Source organism: Solibacillus silvestris (genome assembly GCF_051967575.1).
In the GTDB taxonomy this organism is placed as follows: domain Bacteria; phylum Bacillota; class Bacilli; order Bacillales_A; family Planococcaceae; genus Solibacillus; species Solibacillus silvestris_B.
The window spans coordinates 159,254-179,862 of the sequence record NZ_JBQCJW010000001.1 but is presented as its reverse complement, the minus strand read 5'-3'; the positions used below and the strand labels follow the sequence as shown (position 1 = coordinate 179,862).

The window sequence follows — 20,609 nt, the reverse complement described above, 5'->3', positions numbered from 1 at the left end:
TTAAAACATGATTTCGAATAGGTTAGTAACAATCATGAAAGTGGCACTTGCTCCATATGCTACTGATCCGATTAAAATTGGTGAAATGACGATTAAACCTTTACGTTGACTATCATTCATATTAGGTGCTACAGCTTGCATAATTCTTTGCATAACTAACACTTCCTTTTTCTCTGTTTTGTGTTTCCTTATTGCTATTATATGATAGATGTTTGTAAAATACAATATAATTGTTCACACTTTAGACAAAAAACTTTTTCGGGAAAATAAAGATGCTTGATTTTTTGCTTGAAAGTTGCTATTTAGCGTGGGTGGTAATAAGGCTTGCAAGAGGCATCAGAGTAAATATTATGCTGAATAACTGAAGTTGCTGGACGACTCATGTTAAAATAAATACGGAGAAGCATAAAAAGAAAATGGTGGGTTGAATATGACTGATGTATTAGTGAAATGTGAGCAATTAGTAAAAGAAATTTATGAAAATATGGATGCAAGCCATGATTTTCAGCATATTGAACGGGTATACGCAAATGCAATGGCAATCCTGAAAACCGAGCCTTTGGCAAACGAGAAAATCGTCTCGTTAGCAGTGTTATTGCATGATGTAAGCGATGCAAAATATGCGGAAGACAAGGCGCAGGAAGAACGGATTCTAGACGAAATCGGAATAACCGAAAATGAAAAAAGCCATATCCGAACAGTCATTGCCGAAGTTTCGTTTAATGGCGGAAATGTATTAGAAGCGACGACGGTAGAATCGAAAATCGTACGGGATGCGGATCGACTTGATGCAATCGGGGCAGTAGGGATTGCGCGCACATTTTCATATGGAGGGGCGAAAGGGCGCAAATTGTACGATGATGGTGAAGAAGCCCGATTCAATATGACGGAGGAGCAGTACCGGACCCAGTCAACAGCGACTGTAACACACTTTTATGAAAAATTATTATTATTGAAAGATTTAATGGTTACAGCAAAGGGGCGCGAAATGGCTGAAGAACGCCATGCCTTTATGGTACAATTTCTGGAGCAGTTAAAAAAAGAAAGAGACGGGATTTCATGAGCCATTTAATCGTATCAAATTTAACAAAAACAGTAGGCGATAAAACGCTATTTCAAAATATTGAATTTACTATTTACGAAGGGGAACGCGCAGGCTTAATCGGCATAAACGGTACAGGAAAATCAACATTATTATCGATATTGGCAAGGAAGCAGGATGCAGATATGGTAGACTTTGACCATCCGAATAAGTATCGCATCGCGTATTTGGAGCAGGACCCTCAGTTTCCGGACAATTTAACAGTACTTCAAGCAGTATTTAGCGGGGATTCACCAATATTGAAGCTAAACCGCGCATATGAAGAAGCAGTTACAGCATTATCGCAAAACCCGCAATCGGAAAAGCTGCAAAATGAATTGTTTCGCTTACAGCAGCAAATGGATTCCGAAAACGCATGGGATGTGAATGCATTAGCAAAGCAGGCATTGACGAAACTGGGAATCGATATGTTTGATCAAAACGTAACAGATCTTTCCGGGGGACAACAAAAGCGTGTCGCATTGGCGAAAGTATTAATTGAGCCGGCAGATCTCTATTTGCTGGATGAGCCGACGAACCATTTGGATGTTACATCTACAGAATGGCTGCAGGATATGGTTTCGCGTTTAAAAGGCGCGGTTATTTTCATTACGCATGATCGTTATTTTTTAGATGAAACTGCGACACATATATATGAATTGGCGGACAAAACTTTATACCGCCATACAGGTTCGTACGGAGATTATTTGGAAGCGCGTGCCATTCGGGAAGAGATGAATGCTGCGTCACAGGCTAAGCTGCGGAATCGCTATCGCTCTGAGCTTAAATGGATTCGACGCGGCGCGAAGGCGAGAACAACGAAACAAAAGGCACGTATTCAACGCTTCGAAACATTGGATGAATCAATTGACCGTTCAAACGACCAAACCGATTTAGAGTTGAGCTTGGCAACAACGCGTTTAGGCAAAAAAGTGTTGGAATCGGATGGGATTTCAAAAGCGTATGGGGACCGCACGATTATTAAGGATTTCCAGTTTCTGCTTCAGCACGGTGACCGCATTGGCATAATTGGGGCAAACGGCTATGGAAAATCGACATTACTGAATATGCTTGCAGGCGAAATTGAGCCAGATGCAGGGGAAGTTATTGTCGGCTCAACGGTAAAGCGCCTGCATTTTAAACAAGCATTGCCCGCAATGAATGAAAATGCCCGTATGATCGACTATATTCGTGAAGCTTCGAACGATATTACAGATGGGGAAGGGGTCCGGTATTCGGCTTCACAAATGCTGGAGCGATTCTTATTCCCGCTCAATACCCATGGAACACCGATAAGCAAATTGTCAGGCGGGGAACGGAAACGCCTTCATTTACTGCGCCTGCTAATGGAGCAACCGAACGTACTGCTCTTAGATGAGCCAACGAATGATTTGGATATCGAAACATTGGGTGTGCTTGAAGACTTTATCGAAAACTTTCCGGGTGTAGTAATTACGATTTCCCATGACCGCTTCTTTTTAGATCGTATTGCTAAAAAGCTTTGGATTCTGGACGGGAAAGGCGGCGTATTAGAAAGCCTGGACATATATACAGATTATTTAGCGAAAAAAGAGGCCGAGCTGCAGCAAGAAGCAAAGGAAGTAAAACAAGAGAAACCTAAATCGGAAAAAACAAAGCCCGAAAAGAAAAAGCTGTCATTTAAAGAACAAAAAGAGTGGGAGACCATCGCAGACACAATTGCCGATATGGAAGAAAAGATCATGCAAACGGAAGAGGAAATCGCGAATGCAGGATCTGATTTTACAAAGCTTCAACAGCTGACGGCCGATCTGGAAAAATATAATCAGGAATACGAACATTTAATCGAGCGTTGGAGCTATTTAGACGAAATCGTAAACGGATAGGAGCATAACAATGAAAATTTTATCAATTGAACCGACACCAAGCCCAAATTCAATGAAAATTGTCATCGATCAAGATTTGCCATTTGGTAAAAGTTTTAATTATAAAAAAGAGAATATTGATGAAGCATCACCGGAGCTGCAAGCGATTTTTGCTGTAGAAGGAGTGAAGGGGATTTATCATGTTTCGAACTTTTTAGCGGTGGAACGTAATGCTAAATATACATGGGAAAATATTTTGGCCGATATTCGCCGTGCTGTCGGGGGACAAGCAGCTGAAAATACAGAGTATGAAATGAATGAGCATTACGGTGAAGTGAATGTTCATGTGCAAATGTATAAAGCGATACCTTTGCAAATTAAAGCATTTGATAGTGAAGGGGAAATTCGCCTGAGCGCGGGAGATCGTTTTACATCCGCATTTAAACGTCTTCAATTTACTGTATCAGATGAAAATTACATTTTTGAACGAAAATGGGTGGACTTCGGTGTTCGTTACGGGGATAAAGAACAAGTTGTACAAGAAGTAATGAAAGAAGTCGATGCACTTTATCCACAGCATCGTGTTGAGTCGATTGTTCAGTCGGCAAATTCCCATGTCATTACAGCTGCACAAGAGCGTAAAGAAGTAACATTGCAGCAATATGCGCAAGTGGAAGATTGGCAACAGCGCTTTCAGCTGCTCGACCAGCTTCCTGATCCGGAAGTAAAGGACATTCCGTTATTGGAAAAGGCATTAGAAGATGAGCAAATGTCAATACGACGTCTTGCAACAGTATATTTAGGCATGATTGAGGATGTAGCGGTCGTGCCTGCATTAACGAAAGCATTAAATGACAAAAGTGCGGCAGTTCGCCGTACAGCAGGTGACTGTATGAGCGATTTAGGATTGCCGGAATTTGAATACGCAATGATTGCCGCATTAGCGGACAAAAATAAACTCGTTCGTTGGCGCGCGGCTATGTATCTGTATGAAGCTGGAACAGAGCATGCTGTTACAGCTTTAAAAGCAGCGAGTGAGGATAAAGAATTCGAAGTGAAGTTACAAGCAAAAATGGCATTGGCCCGAATAGAAGGCGGGGAAGAAGCAAAAGGCTCTGTTTGGAAACAAATGACGGAGAGCCGCAAAGGATAGTAAAAAATCTCTATTTTATAAAGTTGTTAACGATATTCAGGCATCGTTAGCAGCTTTTTTAATTTTACGGAAACCCGAAAGTGGGGATAAGCATACATTGATAGTCATGGTTTTGTTAAGATAAAGCAATTTTTCGTAATAATGGTGTCGTTTTTTGTCGTGTCGGTGTCGATTAGTTATCGCTAATAAAAATGGTAATTTTTGAATATTTAGTATATATTTAAAATTGTGAAAGGGGTTGATGTATCAAAATGGAACTATTATTGAAAAATCCAAGTCTTTTGGAAAATGGTCGTAAGGAAGCATTATTAAAGCTGTTATACTCCGCTCAATTTGAGGATACAACATTTTTGGAAAGTAGCGATTTTTATTTATTTTTTCATGATATATGGTCACTTTTCGAAATTGGAGAAGGTTATAAAAATGAAATAGTAGAGGGAAACGTAAAGCTAAAAGAATGGCGGATTTTTGTTTTGGAGTTTTTTTCATCAAGAAATGTGGAAAAAATGCAGTTTGAATATTTAACGAACTCTTCTGAAAAGAAGTTTATGATTTCTCTCTATATATTGAAAAAAATAGCAAAAAATTATTTTTCCGCACTTGAAAAACTATTGAAATTCAAAACTATTAAGAGCGAGTATTCAATAGGTATCGAAAATGATATTCGGGATAGGGCGCTACAACGGGAAATATTATTGAAAATTCAAAACGACTGGTATGTGAATTTATATAAATTCAATTCTACATATGATTTGATTACCGAGGAAGTATTGGAAGAAGCGAATGCAGTGGAGCAATTATTCGGGGAAAATGTATGGGAAACAGTAAGCAATGAAAATTTGGCAAGACTTATGAATTACCTGGAGTCACAGCATTTTTCGGAAGTGTTGTTTTGGAAATCAAAATTTCAAACAGAGCAATTTTTAAACATTGGCTTGGACCCAAGCAGTACATATGTGTTTTGTGTACAAAAAGATGTTTCAATGAAAAGAAGCTTAAATCTACAAACAGCATTGGCAGTAGCTGTTTCCGAGTTCTCCCGAAAAAACGAGCATAATTTTGTTTTTCTGCCTTTTGCACAAACAATAGACCAAGAAATGATTGCATTAAATGGAAATATTGACTTCGAACATTACTTTGAATTTAACAAATCTTTCGGTGACAAGACGAAACCAATCAATTTTAAAGGTGTAATCAACTATGCTTTTACAATGTTGAAGTTAGAGCTGTCCCATAGCAACAGCGGGAAGATTTATTTGCTTTGCAATGAACTGCTGTTTAAGGATTTGCCGAATGAAGAAGAATGGAGAGCAGCTGTTATTCATTATAAGAAATTAAAAATGATAGAAATCGTAGTAATTTATATTGGCGATAAATCGAAGCTGCTGCCTATATGGTTTGCAGACAAAGTGCTGTTTCCAAAGCAATTGGCTCAATTTATTTAGCCGGAAAGAAAATAAACTCTGAATAGTGTGCGTTAATCGAACGCTTACTATTCAGAGCTTATAAATTTATCTACACTTAGCGGGTGTTTCAAACACCCGCTAAGTAAATATATGCCTATGACAGATGCTACAAAATTTTTTAAGGAACGGCAAGTTGAAATGAGCCTAAAACCATCATATTCTACGATAAAGGCTTACTAACATACGCCATGCAGACCTGTATACTCCAAAAGTCTGGATTCAATTACGGCGAGACGCAATTGACGAATTTCCGGATTTGAGCGCTTTTGCAGATTGCTCTGGGTAAAAGACGGTGTATAAAATACTTCCGAAAATGAGCACAATCCCCAGTACTTGCAAAAGGCTTGGACGAAATGACAATAAAATGGCATCCAGCAATATGGCAACGACCGGATCAACGAATACGAGCACTGACACAATAACGGTCGGTAAATCCCGGATACTATCAAAAAATAAATAGTAGACAAAACCAGTATGAATAAACCCTGTGCCAATTATGTATAGCCAATTCATATTTGTTAAACTATCGAATGCGGCAAAATCGCAAAGCGGCAAAAGCAAAACAATCCCGACAATTGTTTGGACGAATGTTAACGCATAGGAAGACATGCCTTGAATTGTTTTACTTGTAAACATCGTCAGCGCATAGCAAATCGCGGAAAGCAGTGCCCAGACGAAGCCTGAATTCATAAATTGCGAAACGCTTGTAAAACTGTCAACTCCGATAATAAGAATGCTTCCAAAAAAGCAAATGACAGTTGCGCAAATTGAGCGTATTCCCATCTTCTCCGCCAAAAAGACAGAGCCCAGCATTAAAACAAATATCGGTGCTAAATTATAGATGGAAATTGCAATTGAAATGGACATCACCTCAAACGCCTTAAATAAAAATACCCAGTTCAATACGATAAATACTCCGCAAATCAGTGTTTTCAATATTTCGCCTTTTTTCCATACTTCTGTTTTATGTCCACCGGTAATGAACCAAAGTCCGCTTAAAAAAATTGTCGCGCAAATACAGCGAACAAAAACGAGTTCAACAGCTGGCAAACCTGTCTGTGTTGTAAAAAAGCCGATCGATCCGAAAATAGCCATGGAAATAGTGAGCTTAATCATCGAGCTTACATTCATAATCTGAACCTACTTTCATAAAAAAACTGCAATATGAGGGCGTAATTTATTCGCGGATTTGTCCATTTCCTTGAATATAGTATTTTGAAGAAGTTAATGCAGTTAAACCCATTGGACCCCGGGCATGCAATTTTTGTGTCGAAATGCCAATTTCAGCACCGTAACCAAACTCAAAACCATCTGTAAAGCGTGTCGAAGCATTATGATAGACTGCTGCGGCATCAACAGAATTTAAAAACACTTCAGCATTTTGCAGATCGTCTGTAATAATAGCTTCTGAATGGTTTGTTCCATATAGATTAATATGATGAATTGCTTCAAAAATATTTTCTGCAATTTTCACGCTTATTGTCAATGACAAAAATTCCTCGGCAAAATGTTCTTCCGATGCGGGAAGTGCTTCGTTTAATACACTGCAAACATATTCATCGCCATATATTTTAACGCCAAGCTCAAAATATAAATAATTTAAAAAATCCTTTCCATGAATATCGAAAAAGTCTTTATGCATGAGCAGACTTTCAGCAGTATTGCATACGGATAAACGCTGTGTTTTCGCATTTTTTAAAATCTTTTTCGCCATTTCAAAATTGGCTAAACTATCCAAATAAATATGGCAGTTGCCAGCGCCTGTTTCGAGTACCGGCACAGTCGATTCACGCACGACTAAATCGATCAGCTTTTTTCCGCCGCGTGGAATAAGGACATCTAAATACTCAGTTAATGTAAATAATGATTTGGCGGTTTCACGGCTCGTATCTTCAATGAGCAATACTGCATCTTTAGGGTATTTAACTGTTTCCAAAGCACGGTGAATCGATGCGACAAGTGCTATATTGGAATATTTTGCGGAGGAGCTTCCCCGCAATAATACCGCATTCCCTGTTTTTAATGATAATGTGGCAGCATCAACAGTGACGTTCGGACGAGCTTCATAAATCATGCCGACAACACCAAGCGGCACACGCTTTTTCGTAATTTGAAGTCCATTTTCTTTTACAATATGCTCTAAAACCTCACCAACCGGATCTTCCAGCTGGACGAGCTGCAATATCGCATCACTCATTGCTTGAATGCGGTCTTCACTCAATAAAATGCGATCGAGTGTCGATTCATCAAGCCCATTGGATTTGCCGGAAGCTATATCTTTTCTGTTTTCAAAAAGCAGCAATTCCATATCGATCATTAGTTGGTATGCAATGCTTTTTAATGCTTCATTTTTTTCGGATGAGCTTTTCATATTCGTTTCGAAGCTCGCCGTTTTAGCGCGCTTTCCTTTCTCGATGACTTCATTTATAATTTTTTCCGCCACAAATATCCCTCCTTAAATTTTTACCCATTGATTGCGGTGAATGACTTCTACTGGAAGCCGCATGAGCTCGGCGGTCCGTTTGCCCATTGCAAGCTCCAATTCAGCCGATGAATAGAGAATTTCACCGCGTCCGATGCATGTATGACGATCGTAAACTTCTACAACATCACCTTTTTCAAATTGCCCTTCATATGCATATACACCAGCAGGCAGCAAACTTTTTCCACCATGCTGCAATGCCTGAACAGCACCTTCGTCAATAAAGAGCTTACCGGAAGATTTCGTCAGTTTTACCCATTGCTTATTTGTAGGAGTGAACTTTTCATGGCGTTGAAAATAAGTACCGTCGCCATTGTTTTTTAAAATTTCAATTAATTTATCAGACCCTGATCCCGTTCCGATAAATACTTCCACACCTGTATTAATTGCAAATTTTGCCGCCGCCAATTTTGATTGCATCCCTCCTGTACCAACTTTGGAACTGGAGCCAGTGGCATAGCCGAGCAGCTCATCGGTAATTTCCTCGATTCTGTCTATTCGTCTTGCATCAATATTTGTCAATGGATTAGCTGTATACAGTCCATTAACGTCCGTCAAGATGATTAATTGATCTGCGTGGATAAGGCCGCTTACTAAAGCGGATAGCATGTCATTATCCCCAAATGTCAATTCAGCAACAGATACTGTATCGTTTTCGTTAATGATCGGGATAATCGAGCGTTCCAACAACTCGGACAAAGTTTCATACGCATTTTTGTATCGTTGTTTGTCGCTGAAATCTGAACGGGTTAATAATATTTGAGCAGGCGTAACATTGTATGCGGCAAATAAGTCTGAATAAGCTTGGATTAGAACACTTTGGCCGACCGCAGCAGCAGCTTGCCTTCCTTTTAATGTCACAGGCCTTGAAGAATAGCCCAGTTTTCTAAATCCTGCAGCCACCGCGCCTGAAGAAACTAATATAACTTCATGGCCATATTGCTTCAGTAGTGCCAGCGCTGTTACATGATCTTTAAATTTTTCATTATCGAGCTCGCCTTTATTGTTCGTCAATGAGCTGCTGCCGATTTTTACAACAACACGTTTTCTTTCCATAAAAAAGCCTCCTTCAAATGAATTAATGGGTGTATTGTATTGTCCCGTTGTGCAGCATGGAAGAATCTAAATCCTAAAACGGGTAGTTTTAATGTTTTAACATATAAAAAAGCACTTCTCATCCTATAAATTAGGACGAAAAGTGCTTTTTTCCGTGGTACCACCTAAATTGAATGTATTGAATACATTCCACTTTATCTCGTAACGCTGAGTCGGCGCCTAAGTTTTTTAGGAGCTTGTTGAAGTAGGTTCGGCAGGTTTTGCAGTGCCATTCTTTCAGCCGCTGGAATGTGCTCTCTTGTTCAGCTAATTGCTGCGTACTCGTCTTCAATATGCTTTTGCATTTTCTAATAGCATGCATGATGTGCAGTTTTTTGTCAATAACTCCCCGCGCATTTTATTGAGAAAAAACGTCGGAAATGCCAATTTTGAGGGAGTTTATTACATAAAAAAACAGAATTATAAGATAATTCATTGTTTTAAGCAGCAATTTTTGAAAAAAACGGATTTTGCCTGTTTCCGAATAATTTTTTAAGTTTGTATTACCTAGGAATATTAGTTGTGCACAGCTTTAAGGATTGGAAAAAATGCAGGAAGCCGAGCTGCTTATCGCTGAAAACGAAGACTTAATAAAAAAAGTTATTTTTAAGCTGAAAATTTATCGGGATTTTGAGGAGTATATGCAAATTGGAAGAATAGCTTTATGGCAAGCGATGAAAAACTTTGATGAAACGAAAGGGGATTTTGCGATGTTCGCCTATATGGCAATCAAATATGCCATTATCCGCGAGCTCTCAAAATCCGGCTATGTTTCACAGCATGAAATAGTTGCAGAAGAGGAAAAACTGATTTTTAATATAGGGCAGCAATCATTCGTTCCATCTGGTCTGGAATGGCCGGAATGGTTTTTTGAGCTGGCTAACGAGGAACAATTTCTTTTAACTGCAATGTTCCAGGAAGATTTGTCTCTGAAAGAAATTGCTGAAAAATACAATATTCAATATGAAACGATAAAGAAAAGGCGCCAGCGATTATTTGCAAAGGTAAGGATGATGAGGGAAAAGAAAAACGGACGGGAAATAGGGGAGATACGAAAAAAGTGAAGGCTAAAAAGAAGCCCCCACTTTGTCGTATATTATTTTAATGTATTTAAAAAAGCTGTACGTTGTTGTTCGCTTTGTTGTGCACCGTTGACGAGCATAGCACCAATGCGGTATTCGGTTTGCCCCTTTTCAACAACGTATTGTAAATTAATCGACTGTACTTTATTTTCAATTTCGCAATCACCTTTAAACTCAACAACATGTTCCATCATTTTCGTTTGGAAATATTCCCAACGACCTTTTTCGCAATAGTTTGCAAATGCATCTCCAGTCATGACATCACTCTTTTCTATGACTGGAGTAGCTTGTATGTATGAAATATATTCATTATCGGTAACTGTTTTTTGCGGGCCAAAAAAATAAAAAAAGATACCAATAACCCCAATTGGTATAATCCAGAAAATTGTGCGCTTTTTTTTCCCCATTTAAAAAATCCCCCTTTATGTAATATTTAGTATAACATCCGTTTCACGCAACTTTCTACATCGAGATAATATTTATCTCGAAAAAATAACGATTGTCTTATTAAAGGCGGTGCGGGTTTATTGTCTCGAATTATTTTAAGAGATTAATTGGTCTCTCCCTTTCTCTTTTGCGATATATAAAAGCCGGTCTGCAGTATAAATGACTTCTTTTAATGATGCATTTTTATCCAATGTTGCTAAACCGATTGAAAGAGTAAGATAAAGTTCATGTTTGCCATCTATTTCAAATGGCGTGCTGCGGACACGCTGAAGCAGGTGTTCCAAAGTATTTATAGATTCATCCAAATTGGCTGCTTCCAAGTAAACGATGAATTCTTCGCCCCCATATCTGGCGAAAATCATATTTTTCCCCTTTTGTTTCTTAAATATGGCGGAAAGCTGGAGCAGCACGTCGTCACCGGCTATATGCCCATAAGTATCATTTATATTTTTAAAATGATCAATATCAATCATGGCGATATATCGGTTTTTCCCGGAAACGCTTGTCTTTGCCTCCAGTAATTCGATAAATTTCTTTCTATTGAGAAGATTCGTGAGTGGATCATGCCAAGCCATTCTCTCCAATTCGTTTTTATAATATTCTTTCTTATGCTCTGCCTTAATAAACGAATAATATGTAAAAGCAACAATAAGGAACGAGGTATAGCGAATTAAAAAGAAACCTTTAAACACTTCCCATCCATCCGGAATAATAAAAACAATGGGGAAATCGGATATAAACCAGCAAACAGTTAGGAGAAAAATTTTTTCATGCAGTTTATCCAGTTTAAATTTCAAGGAGTGCAAAAGAATTACAAATAAAGTTGGACCGACCATACCGGCTAATATACCTGGCAGTGTACCGACACCGCCCATGCTATAGCGCCAAATACAAACAATCGCAAGGGTGGCCAAGGCGGTTTTCCACCCTCTGAATATAACCAAAAATATAAGTGGTATTAATCGCAAATCAAACTTGTAGCCATCGATTTCAATTGGCAAATAAAACAGAATAATAATGACGGTTGAGAAAAGCAAAACAACACATAAGGAAAAAAACTTGCCGGAAAATCTATTTTTTTGATTTACGAGCATATTCATGAGTAAGTGGCCTACTAGTATAATAGCCAAATTGGATAAAATTGATTGAATCATAAATTTCACTTCCTTTCTTTTTTAGTTTGCATGTTGAACTGATGGATATGTTAAATTTCTTATGAATCCATAGCTTTAACTATCAATTATAAACAGTCCGCCGATTAAATTGAAGGATAAGTTACCTCGGTGTAAATTTTTGTATAGGTGTTTCTCCATAATGGCGAAACACCTATACAAATATAATAATATTTAATTGTCAATCTTGATAGCTATCAGGAATAATAGTAAAAGCTATAGTACGTGTAATGGCGTTTTCCTTGTTGTTTTCACTTTGAAAGTACTTAAGTAACAAATCGTTCAATTCACGTTGAAAATTCTCAAATTCTTCTTCCCCAATATTTAATTCTAAAAGCGAGAATGTCGCACGATCTTCAGAGCAGCTCCTTTTATTTAATGAGGAAAGATAATTTTGGTATTGTGACAATAAAGACAGTTGGTAATATGATACATAACTTAACTTCTTTTCTATCGGCGCTTTTTTCCAATCATTTGAGTCAAGGCGTGCGGCATTTTCATTAAGAACATAGTATTTTTCCGTGACGGACCTTACCTTTTTTTCTTTAATTACTTTGATAATCCCCGCATCAAGCAATAATTGAATATGCCGGTATAGTGTTGCTTGTGGAACGTCTCTAATAATTTTCACCATTTCAAGGGGTGTTAGGCCATTTCCTTTATTACACATAAGTGCCTGGCTTATTTTTATTCTTACAGGGTGCATTAATATTTCAGCTTTATTCACTTCGATTTCTCCTTTTCTAATAGTAATTTACTTCACGTGGCATAAAAAATATTATTTGTAATGAGAATATTATCATTATTGGTAATGATAATTAAGTTTAGAGAATGATTTTATTGAAGCTTCATCATGGATTAAATGATTTGAAAGATATTGATTGGATGGTTGTACTACAGGTTGCCCTACCATTTATAATAGTTAGCCTCATTCTTATTTTAGTTGCATTGATTGATTTATATCGCCATCGAAAGGCGAGGGGAAATGTACTTTTATGGACCATGGTAATTTTATTTTTTAATACGATTGGGCCAATTTTGTATTTTACTATCGGACGAAAAGGGGATAGAGCGTAATGAAATTGGAAATCAAGGATGTGACCAAAAAATTCAATGCAAAAACAGCAGTCAACAATTTTTCAATGGTAGTCGAAACTGGCCAATGTGTAGGACTCATTGGCCCAAATGGTGCTGGGAAATCTACTTTAATTAAAATAATAGCTAATATTTTATATGCAGATAAAGGGGAAGTGCTTCTTGGCGGAAAAAAAATATCGACTATGAAAAGAGAAATTGGTTATCTACCGCAATACCCTGAATTTTTTTATTGGATGACAGCTAAAGAAACACTCTTTTTTATGGGGCAGCTTTCAAGCATATCCTATGAAACACTTGTTGATGAAATTCCGGCCATCTTAAAAAAAGTAGGGCTATATAATGAACAAAATGAGAAAGTTCAAGCATTTTCAGGAGGAATGAAGCAGAGATTGGGAATTGCGCAGACACTTTTACACAAACCATCATTTATTGTGATGGATGAGCCAGTTTCCGCATTAGATCCAATCGGCAGGAGGGAAGTTTTAAATTTAATCCAAGAAATTAAACACGAAACGACTATTTTATTTTCTACTCATATTTTGAGTGATGCAGAGGAAATATGTGAACGGTTTGTAATTATGAAGCAAGGAAAGAAAATTGAAGATACAACAATAGAGGAACTATTAACACGCAATCTTGAATCTGCTGTTTATCTTGAAATTGCATCTCAAGATATGCTTTGGGTTCAATTGATTGAAAAGTTTCCATATGTAAAAAGTGTTGAAATAATCGGGAGAAAAGCAAAAATCACACTCGATAATGTCCAGGAAAATAAAAATATGCTAATACGCGATGCAATCGATAATAATATGGATATAGTCCGGTTTGAAGCTGGAAATAGTAATACGCTTGAGCAAATCTTTTTAAAAATGGTGGTGAGTGTATGACCCCTTTATATGTTTTAACAAAAAAAGAATATGTACAAATGTTCCGGGATTTTAAAGTAATATGGCTACCGCTTGTTTTTATGTTTTTAGGGGCGACACAACCCGTTGTCACATATTATCTTTCTTCAATTTTAACGGCACTTGGAGGAAATCAAGGTATTACTATTGATCCTTCAATGACTCAGCAGGATGGGGCACACGTAATGGCTGCTACTCTTGGGTCGCAATTCGATCAGTTAGGAATTATGATTATTGTTATTTCCATGATGGGTATTATACAGTCGGATAAGGCAAATGGGATGCTTGACTTTATTTTAACTAGACCTGTAAAGGTAGGATCATACATTGGCGGGAAGCTGTTTTCCAATTTCTCGATTGTGGCTGTTAGTGTGACGTTCGGATATTTAGTATCATATTTATACGTAAATTTTTTGTTTAATAATATATCATTGCTTAATATGATGATGGCGCTAGTTTGTTATAATTTATGGATATTCTTTGTGATTACATATACAGCTATGATTAGCACGATTTTTAATGGACAGGGAGTCATAGCTTTAATTAGCATAGTCTGTTTGCTTATGTTAAAAATAGTCTGCGGTTTATCTCCGATGCTTGATTTGTTTAATCCGGCTGGAATGAGCCAGCATGCTGTGAAGATATTGATAACTGGTTCTGTAGATCCTTATTTATATGGAAATATATTGATTACCATTATACGGGTGTTTTTAACTATAACCATTTCCCATCAATGGATTTCCGAAAAGAAATATTATAAAGAGTGATGGTGAGGGAGGGGGAGTGCAGAAGATCCCTTAATAGTATTGTCGAATCAACGTCAACCAAATATGAAAGATAATTATTCTAAATATCATTAGCTATTTTAAAAACATATTTGTCTATTATAGGGTTCTCCTTCTGATGAAAATTCAAATTTCATAGTTCTGCTTACTATTAACAACCAGTTATCTTATAACTATGATAACTGGTTGTTTTATATTTCTGTTTTCATGTTTGTGGCAACCAATGAAATGTTTTAGCTGAATAAAGAAACATATAGCTGTTCACTTTGTTCCTGAGATTTTCTTAAGTGAAAATATGATTAGGATCAAGTAAAATTGAAAGTAACAATTTCCTTAATATAAAAGATACGAAAATATTTAAAAGAAGATGTGATGAAAAATGGGTAAAATTGCTATTCTAGCTGAAAAACCATCGCAGGCGAGAGCTTATGCAGATGCATTTAAAGTAAAACAAAAAGGGAAAACATATATAGAATTGGAACCTTGCCCCACATTTCCTGATGGAGCGATCATAACATGGGCTGTTGGTCATCTCGTCGAATTGAAGGAGCCGAAAGAATATAAAAAAGAATGGGAAAAATGGTCGCTCACATCCTTGCCTATTATGGTGGATAAATATGAAGATAAAGTTGCAAGCAAAATGTATACACAGTTTAATGCAGTGAAAAAGGTTTTTAATGATCCGCAAATAACGATGATTTATAACGGCTGTGATGCAGAGCGTGAGGGATCGAATATTTTTTATTCAATCTATAAAATGACGAAAGTTAAAAAGCCTGTAAGACGCCTATGGGTCAATTCCTTGGAGGTTGATGAAATTCGAAAAGGCTTTAATAGGATGGAAAGCAACGACCGTGATCTGCTTATGTACCAAGAAGCAAAGACACGTCAAATCAGCGACTGGCTTGTAGGGATGAACTGCAGCCGATTATATACTTTGCTTCTTCAAAAAAAGGGCTTCAAAGGCAGCATTTCGATAGGGCGCGTTCAGTCGCCGACAGTATATTTAATTTACAAAAGGCTGCAGGAAATAGAGAATTTTAAGCCAGAAAATTTTTATGAAATCGAAGGGCTTTTCCAAGCTCAAAACGGTCTGTATAAAGGGAGAGCGAAAATTAAAACAAAGGTAAGGGCTGAAGCAGAGCAATTGTTGGCACATCACGGTATTTCACCTGTCGATACTGGCCGAATCACGAGCGTAACAAATAAAACAAAGCGAATTCAGCCTCCAAAACTCCATGCGTTATCAACTTTGCAGGCGACCGCAAATAAACGCTGGAAATATAGCCCTGCACATGTGCTGAAACTTACACAATCTCTTTACGAGAAGAAATTAGTATCATATCCTCGTACGGATTCACAACTTATTACACATAATGAGTATGAATACTTGAATGATGCATTGCCAAAATTCCAGCAGCTTATTAATCAATCATTCACGCCGATTTCAAGAGCGAACAATAGGCGTTTTGTCGACAGTTCCAATGTCGGGGAGCACTATGCGATCATTCCGACGAAAAAAGTCCCGACAGAAAAAGCGCTGCAATCGATGCCGCAAGACGAGCGCAATATTTATTTCGAAGTTTTAAATACGACAGTGGCAATGTTCCATAAAGATTATGAATATGATGAAAAAACAATTTTGACTAATATAAAAAATCTGGAGTTTAAATCCGTCGGTAAAACAGAGCTTGTAAAAGGATGGAAAGAATTATTTGCAAATGATAAAAATCTTCAAGAACGTGAGGAAACGCTGCCAATTGTTGCACAAGGCGAGACAGTGCAAAGTAAAATTGCAATTATTGAAGGTACAACAACCCCTCCAAAGCCTTATACAGAAGGGCAGCTCATTACGATGATGAAAACATGCGGGAAGTCGGTAGAGAATGAAGAAGAAATCGAAATACTGAAATCCGTTGAAGGAATCGGTACAGAAGCAACGCGAAGCGGCATTATTGAAACAATCAAGAAGCATGAATTTATAGAGGTAAGGAAAAATATCGTCTATATTACGCCAAAAGGGGAACTTTTATGCAGGGCGATTGAAGGTACATTGCTTTCAAGTCCGTCAATGACAGCAAAATGGGAAATCTATTTGAAAAAGATTGGACGGGGGGAAGGTTCTGCAAAACACTTCATTGATAATATAGGCAAGTTTATTAATCAGCTAATCTTGGAAGTACCTGATCAACTTTCCGAACTTTCAATAGATGCGGAGAAATTTGCAAAGCCGGCAGCGAAGAATATTGCACTATGCCCTGCATGTAAAATTGGCAAAATCAGTTTACGAAGAAATTTTTATGGCTGTTCGGATTATAAAAATGGCTGTAAACAAACATTCCCTGAACGAATATTAGGGAAGAAGCTTACTGAAAAGAATATTAAGGATTTAAGTTCCGTTGGTAAAACGGCAGAGATTAAAGGTTTCAAATCGAAAAACGGAAAACAGTTCAGCGCTGCCCTTCGATTAGTGGAAGGTAAAATCGAGTTTGAATTTAATGCAAAAAAATAGCAAGAATTTATGTTGCAATTTTCACTGGAAATTTTGTTTCTAAAAAACGGGTTATCTTTGGTGTTTGATTTCCTCCTTTGTATATATAGTCGATTGAGGGAAGAATAAGTTTTAGTTTTTATAATATTTGTTGAAAGTATTTCCATTATAGGCGGAATTGGCAGCAAAGCCGAATTTATAATAATGAGGCTCTTCACCAAAAGTTAGGGATGACAAAATTTCATGTCATGGTGATGAACGAATAATGAACCTAAATAACAATGCTTCACATCTGGAGGGAATAAGAATTTTGGATAAAAGCAAAGCGGGGACAATTTTAGGTGCTTTTTCTATAATGCCAGTGATCATAAGTATTATATTATTTAATATCCCGTGGGAACCGAGTGCTGATATGCACATGGAGATCATTATTTCTGCCATTTTAGGGATTACCGGTATTCTGCTTGCTGTTAGCTCTTTGTTCATGGCAATACCATCTGGGCGTATAAGAATATTATTGATGGGATTATTCGGGCTAAGCGCAAATGTAATAGCATTATTTTTCACTTTTCTATTATTGGTTGCAACAGGGATTGGAGAACCTTAATTATTTTAAAAGGTTTGTTCCACTAAAGTGCCTCTTCTAAAAGAACTTGGCGAAATCAAAGTTCAGTACCAAATCTATAGCCGACAAACATTGGTAAATCATTGTTTGCCGGCTTTTTTTTCGTAGTGTTTTTGATTTGATCGTAAAAGCGAAAATCTTGTCATTTTATTTTGGGAATATATGGTGTAATATAATGATAGATGGGATCGCTATTAATATGTTAGGAGGAAACTTGATGGAACGTATTGTATTTTCCACAGAAAGCAGCTCTGATTTACCAAAGCACCTAGCCGAAAAATATGGTATTTATGTTGCTCCGATGCATGTTGTATTGGATAGTGTTCCATATTTGGATAGTGAAGTATCGATACATGAAACACTGGATTATTATGAACGCACTAAAATGATACCGGCAACTTCCGCTACGAGTTTACAGGAATATGAAGCTTTTTTCTCATCCATCCAGGAAAAACATCCGAATGGCATCATAATACATTTCGGGAATGCATCAAATTTAACAGAATCCTTTCAAAATGCCCAAATGATAGCAAAAAAATTTTCGAATATATATTTAATTGATACGAAAAATATCGCAATAGGTTTGACTGCACTTGTCATATTTGCCGCAAAAACCTTGGAAGAAGATCCCTTTATTGATATCCCTTCATTATTGGAAAAGATACAATCCATTATTTCTAAAGTGAAAGTTCATTGTATAACGAAAGAAATAGATTTTTTAAAAGCAGGCGGAAAAGTCAATAATACATACGATATCGAAAACATCCCGAAAAACAGTTGGCCTTCAGTAAAAATAGACAGCGGAAAGCTAGAACTGGTAAAGCATTATAAAGGTGAGCTCCAACATGTAATGGAAAGTTTTTTGACTGATTATTTCGCTGAGTTTGAACTATGTAAAGAGCAAATATATTTAACGTATTCTTTAGGCTTTAGCGGAAAAGTTAAACAATATATTCATCGGTTTATTGAAAAAATGGGTTACCGCGACATTGTTTGGATAGAGGCAGGCACATTGGTTTCCATACATATAGGACCTGGCGGATTGGGAATAGCCGGAATTGAACGGTAAAAGGATCGTTATGGCGGGAAAAGTGAATGTAATAATGTGTCAATAGCAATAGGATTGTTGATGAACGAATATAATCAAGCGATTTTATTAAAAGTTTTTATATTGGGGGAAGAGGGTGTTATAATGAATGGCGCTCTCTTCTTTTTGTCTTTCAATGGGAATTATGACATTGAAACGATGCAAATTTATCAATTATTTATAAAAATCTCATATAATATATTGACAAAACCATGAAATATACGTATTTTGACTAAATAGATTAATGAATTTACTGAATAGTCTTGACTGGAGTAGGATAAATTTGTACACTGTGTAAAGTCAAATGTTTTTTCGGTGAGTACAAATATCAATTTTGAAAGTAAGGATCTGATGAGATGATAGTATGTAAATTTGGCGGCACATCTGTCGCGAGTGCAGAACAAATCAAAAAAGTAGCAAACATTGTGAAATCTAATCCTGAAAGAAAGATTGTCGCTGTTTCTGCGCCTGGTAAGCGTTCAAGTGATGATATTAAAGTGACGGATTTATTGATCGATTTAGCAAACACCGCAGTAGAAAAAGGCGATGTTGAATCAAAAATAAAAATCGTAGTAAATCGCTATCGGGATATTGCAGATGAGCTTGGCTTAGACAATGTAACTACTGATATTATCGAGCAAGATATACGCGGGCGAGTAGCGGAACATTATGTAAATAAGGAATTATTTATTGATAATATAAAAGCAAGCGGCGAGGATAATAATGCGAAATTAATCGCGAGCTATTTTAACGCTGTTGGAATGCCGGCAAAGTATGTGAGCCCGAAAGAAAAATTAATTTTAAACGATATACCTGAGCGCACATATGCATTGCCGGAAGCTTATGCAAACTTAAGCGAATTGAAGGATACAAAAGAAATCATTGTGTTTCCTGGTTTCTTCGGTTATACGAAAGCGGGTATTTTACGTACGTTTGATCGTGGCGGATCTGATATTACGGGCTCTATTTTGGCATCGGCAGTCGGGGCGGACCTTTATGAAAACTTTACGGATGTCGATTGTGTATTTGCGGCAAACCCTAAAGTTGTCAATGATCCAGTAGATATTAAGGAAATTTCTTACCGTGAAATGCGTGAATTGTCTTATGCGGGTTTTTCGGTATTCCATGATGAAGCATTAATGCCGGTCTATAAACAAGGCATTCCTGTCAATATAAAAAATACGAATAACCCATCAGCGCCAGGGACACTTATTTTACCAACACGCACACAATCGAATCGTCCTGTCACAGGCATCTCGGCAGACGGCGGTTTTTCAATTTTATATGTATCAAAATATTTAATGAATCGCGAAGTTGGTTTTGGTCGCAAGCTTCTGCAAATTATTGAAGAGGAAAATATCTCATACGAGCATACGCCATCAGGTTTAGATGATATTTCAGTAATAATGCGTTCAAATCAGCTGTCACCTGAAATTGAAAAACGCATTATAAAACGTGTGAAAACAGAGCTATGTGCAGATGATGTACATTTCAGCCATAATTTCTCGATGATTGTCATTGTCGGGGAAGGGATGCGTCATAATACCGGCCTAGCAGCACGTGCAGCAGCGGCTATTTCATCGACGGGCGCAAATATTGAGATGATTAATCAAGGTTCATCGGAAGTGAGTTTAGTATTTGGCGTTCGTTCTGAATATGAGAACCAAATTTTAAAAGGGCTTTACGAAGAATTTTTTGCAACAATTCCATCAGCTTAACAGGAGAATAACAAGTCGAATCCAGAACGGGTTCGGCTTTTTTCTTTGGATTTTTGGGTAATGTATTATAAAGCTGTA

General features: G+C 37.3%; 19 protein-coding genes. 12 read left to right on the top strand and 7 right to left on the bottom strand.

What is annotated here, in order from left to right; all coding sequences use genetic code 11:
• Positions 1-153, bottom strand: a complete 153-nt coding sequence (locus ACTHOQ_RS00925; RefSeq protein ID WP_440493776.1) for a hypothetical protein — start codon at positions 151-153, stop codon at positions 1-3.
• 277 nt (positions 154-430) lie between these two features.
• On the opposite strand from ACTHOQ_RS00925, the gene ACTHOQ_RS00920 reads away from it, so the two are divergent.
• From ACTHOQ_RS00920 to ACTHOQ_RS00905, 4 genes are all read left to right on the top strand, one after another.
• Positions 431-1,063 carry an HD domain-containing protein gene (locus ACTHOQ_RS00920; protein ID WP_440493775.1) on the top strand — a complete coding sequence of 211 codons (633 nt, stop codon included), beginning with the start codon at positions 431-433 and terminating at the stop codon, positions 1,061-1,063.
• Positions 1,060-2,946 carry an ABC-F family ATP-binding cassette domain-containing protein gene (locus ACTHOQ_RS00915; protein WP_440493774.1) on the top strand — a complete coding sequence of 629 codons (1,887 nt, stop codon included), beginning with the start codon at positions 1,060-1,062 and terminating at the stop codon, positions 2,944-2,946. The genes ACTHOQ_RS00920 and ACTHOQ_RS00915 overlap by 4 nt, the downstream gene beginning before the upstream one ends.
• 10 nt (positions 2,947-2,956) lie before the next feature.
• On the top strand, positions 2,957-4,078 hold the full coding sequence (locus tag ACTHOQ_RS00910; protein ID WP_440493773.1) for a virulence factor: 1,122 nt from the start codon (positions 2,957-2,959) through the stop codon (positions 4,076-4,078).
• Positions 4,079-4,329: 251 nt separating this feature from the next.
• On the top strand, positions 4,330-5,523 hold the full coding sequence (locus tag ACTHOQ_RS00905; protein WP_440493772.1) for an aldehyde dehydrogenase: 1,194 nt from the start codon (positions 4,330-4,332) through the stop codon (positions 5,521-5,523).
• A 240-nt stretch (positions 5,524-5,763) separates the two neighbouring features.
• On the opposite strand, the gene ACTHOQ_RS00900 is transcribed toward ACTHOQ_RS00905, so the two are convergent.
• Genes ACTHOQ_RS00900 through proB form a run of 3 tightly spaced genes read right to left on the bottom strand, consistent with a single transcriptional unit; the run spans position 5,764 to position 9,082 of the window.
• On the bottom strand, positions 5,764-6,675 hold the full coding sequence (locus tag ACTHOQ_RS00900; RefSeq protein WP_440493771.1) for a DMT family transporter: 912 nt from the start codon (positions 6,673-6,675) through the stop codon (positions 5,764-5,766).
• A gap of 46 nt (positions 6,676-6,721) precedes the next feature.
• Complete coding sequence (locus ACTHOQ_RS00895) at positions 6,722-7,975, bottom strand: glutamate-5-semialdehyde dehydrogenase (RefSeq protein WP_440493843.1); 1,254 nt, start codon at positions 7,973-7,975, stop codon at positions 6,722-6,724.
• Positions 7,976-7,999: 24 nt separating this feature from the next.
• A complete protein-coding gene (gene proB / locus ACTHOQ_RS00890) occupies positions 8,000-9,082 on the bottom strand; it encodes a glutamate 5-kinase (RefSeq protein WP_440493770.1) in 1,083 nt (360 codons plus the stop codon).
• A gap of 587 nt (positions 9,083-9,669) precedes the next feature.
• Between proB and ACTHOQ_RS00885 the strand changes: the two genes are divergently transcribed.
• Entirely contained in the window at positions 9,670-10,185 is a 516-nt protein-coding gene (locus tag ACTHOQ_RS00885) for a sigma-70 family RNA polymerase sigma factor (protein ID WP_440493769.1), read from the top strand.
• A gap of 32 nt (positions 10,186-10,217) precedes the next feature.
• Here the strand turns inward: ACTHOQ_RS00885 and ACTHOQ_RS00880 are convergent, their stop codons facing one another.
• The 3 genes from ACTHOQ_RS00880 to ACTHOQ_RS00870 all read right to left on the bottom strand — a co-directional run bounded on the left by ACTHOQ_RS00880 (position 10,218) and on the right by ACTHOQ_RS00870 (position 12,549).
• On the bottom strand, positions 10,218-10,610 hold the full coding sequence (locus ACTHOQ_RS00880; RefSeq protein ID WP_440493768.1) for a glucosamine 6-phosphate synthetase: 393 nt from the start codon (positions 10,608-10,610) through the stop codon (positions 10,218-10,220).
• A gap of 135 nt (positions 10,611-10,745) precedes the next feature.
• Positions 10,746-11,804, bottom strand: a complete 1,059-nt coding sequence (locus tag ACTHOQ_RS00875; RefSeq protein ID WP_440493767.1) for a diguanylate cyclase — start codon at positions 11,802-11,804, stop codon at positions 10,746-10,748.
• A gap of 199 nt (positions 11,805-12,003) precedes the next feature.
• On the bottom strand, positions 12,004-12,549 hold the full coding sequence (locus ACTHOQ_RS00870; RefSeq protein ID WP_440493766.1) for a helix-turn-helix domain-containing protein: 546 nt from the start codon (positions 12,547-12,549) through the stop codon (positions 12,004-12,006).
• Between the two features lie 113 nt (positions 12,550-12,662).
• Here ACTHOQ_RS00870 and ACTHOQ_RS00865 point away from each other — a divergent pair, with 113 nt between their 5' ends.
• The 7 genes from ACTHOQ_RS00865 (at position 12,663) to ACTHOQ_RS00835 (ending at position 20,531) form a co-directional block, all read left to right on the top strand.
• A complete protein-coding gene (locus ACTHOQ_RS00865) occupies positions 12,663-12,899 on the top strand; it encodes a PLD nuclease N-terminal domain-containing protein (RefSeq protein WP_440493765.1) in 237 nt (78 codons plus the stop codon).
• Positions 12,899-13,807, top strand: a complete 909-nt coding sequence (locus ACTHOQ_RS00860; protein WP_440493764.1) for an ABC transporter ATP-binding protein — start codon at positions 12,899-12,901, stop codon at positions 13,805-13,807. The genes ACTHOQ_RS00865 and ACTHOQ_RS00860 overlap by 1 nt, the downstream gene beginning before the upstream one ends.
• Positions 13,804-14,592, top strand: a complete 789-nt coding sequence (locus tag ACTHOQ_RS00855; protein WP_440493763.1) for an ABC transporter permease — start codon at positions 13,804-13,806, stop codon at positions 14,590-14,592. Before ACTHOQ_RS00860 ends, ACTHOQ_RS00855 begins: the two co-directional genes overlap by 4 nt.
• 397 nt (positions 14,593-14,989) lie before the next feature.
• Entirely contained in the window at positions 14,990-17,122 is a 2,133-nt protein-coding gene (locus tag ACTHOQ_RS00850; RefSeq protein WP_440493762.1) for a type IA DNA topoisomerase, read from the top strand.
• A 289-nt stretch (positions 17,123-17,411) separates the two neighbouring features.
• Complete coding sequence (locus ACTHOQ_RS00845; protein ID WP_440493761.1) at positions 17,412-17,708, top strand: hypothetical protein; 297 nt, start codon at positions 17,412-17,414, stop codon at positions 17,706-17,708.
• A 235-nt stretch (positions 17,709-17,943) separates the two neighbouring features.
• The gene (locus ACTHOQ_RS00840; RefSeq protein WP_440493760.1) at positions 17,944-18,795 is read left to right on the top strand and encodes a DegV family protein; all 852 of its coding nucleotides are present in this window, start codon (positions 17,944-17,946) and stop codon (positions 18,793-18,795) included.
• 374 nt (positions 18,796-19,169) lie between these two features.
• The gene (locus ACTHOQ_RS00835) at positions 19,170-20,531 is read left to right on the top strand and encodes an aspartate kinase (protein ID WP_440493759.1); all 1,362 of its coding nucleotides are present in this window, start codon (positions 19,170-19,172) and stop codon (positions 20,529-20,531) included.
• Positions 20,532-20,609 lie beyond the last annotated feature (78 nt).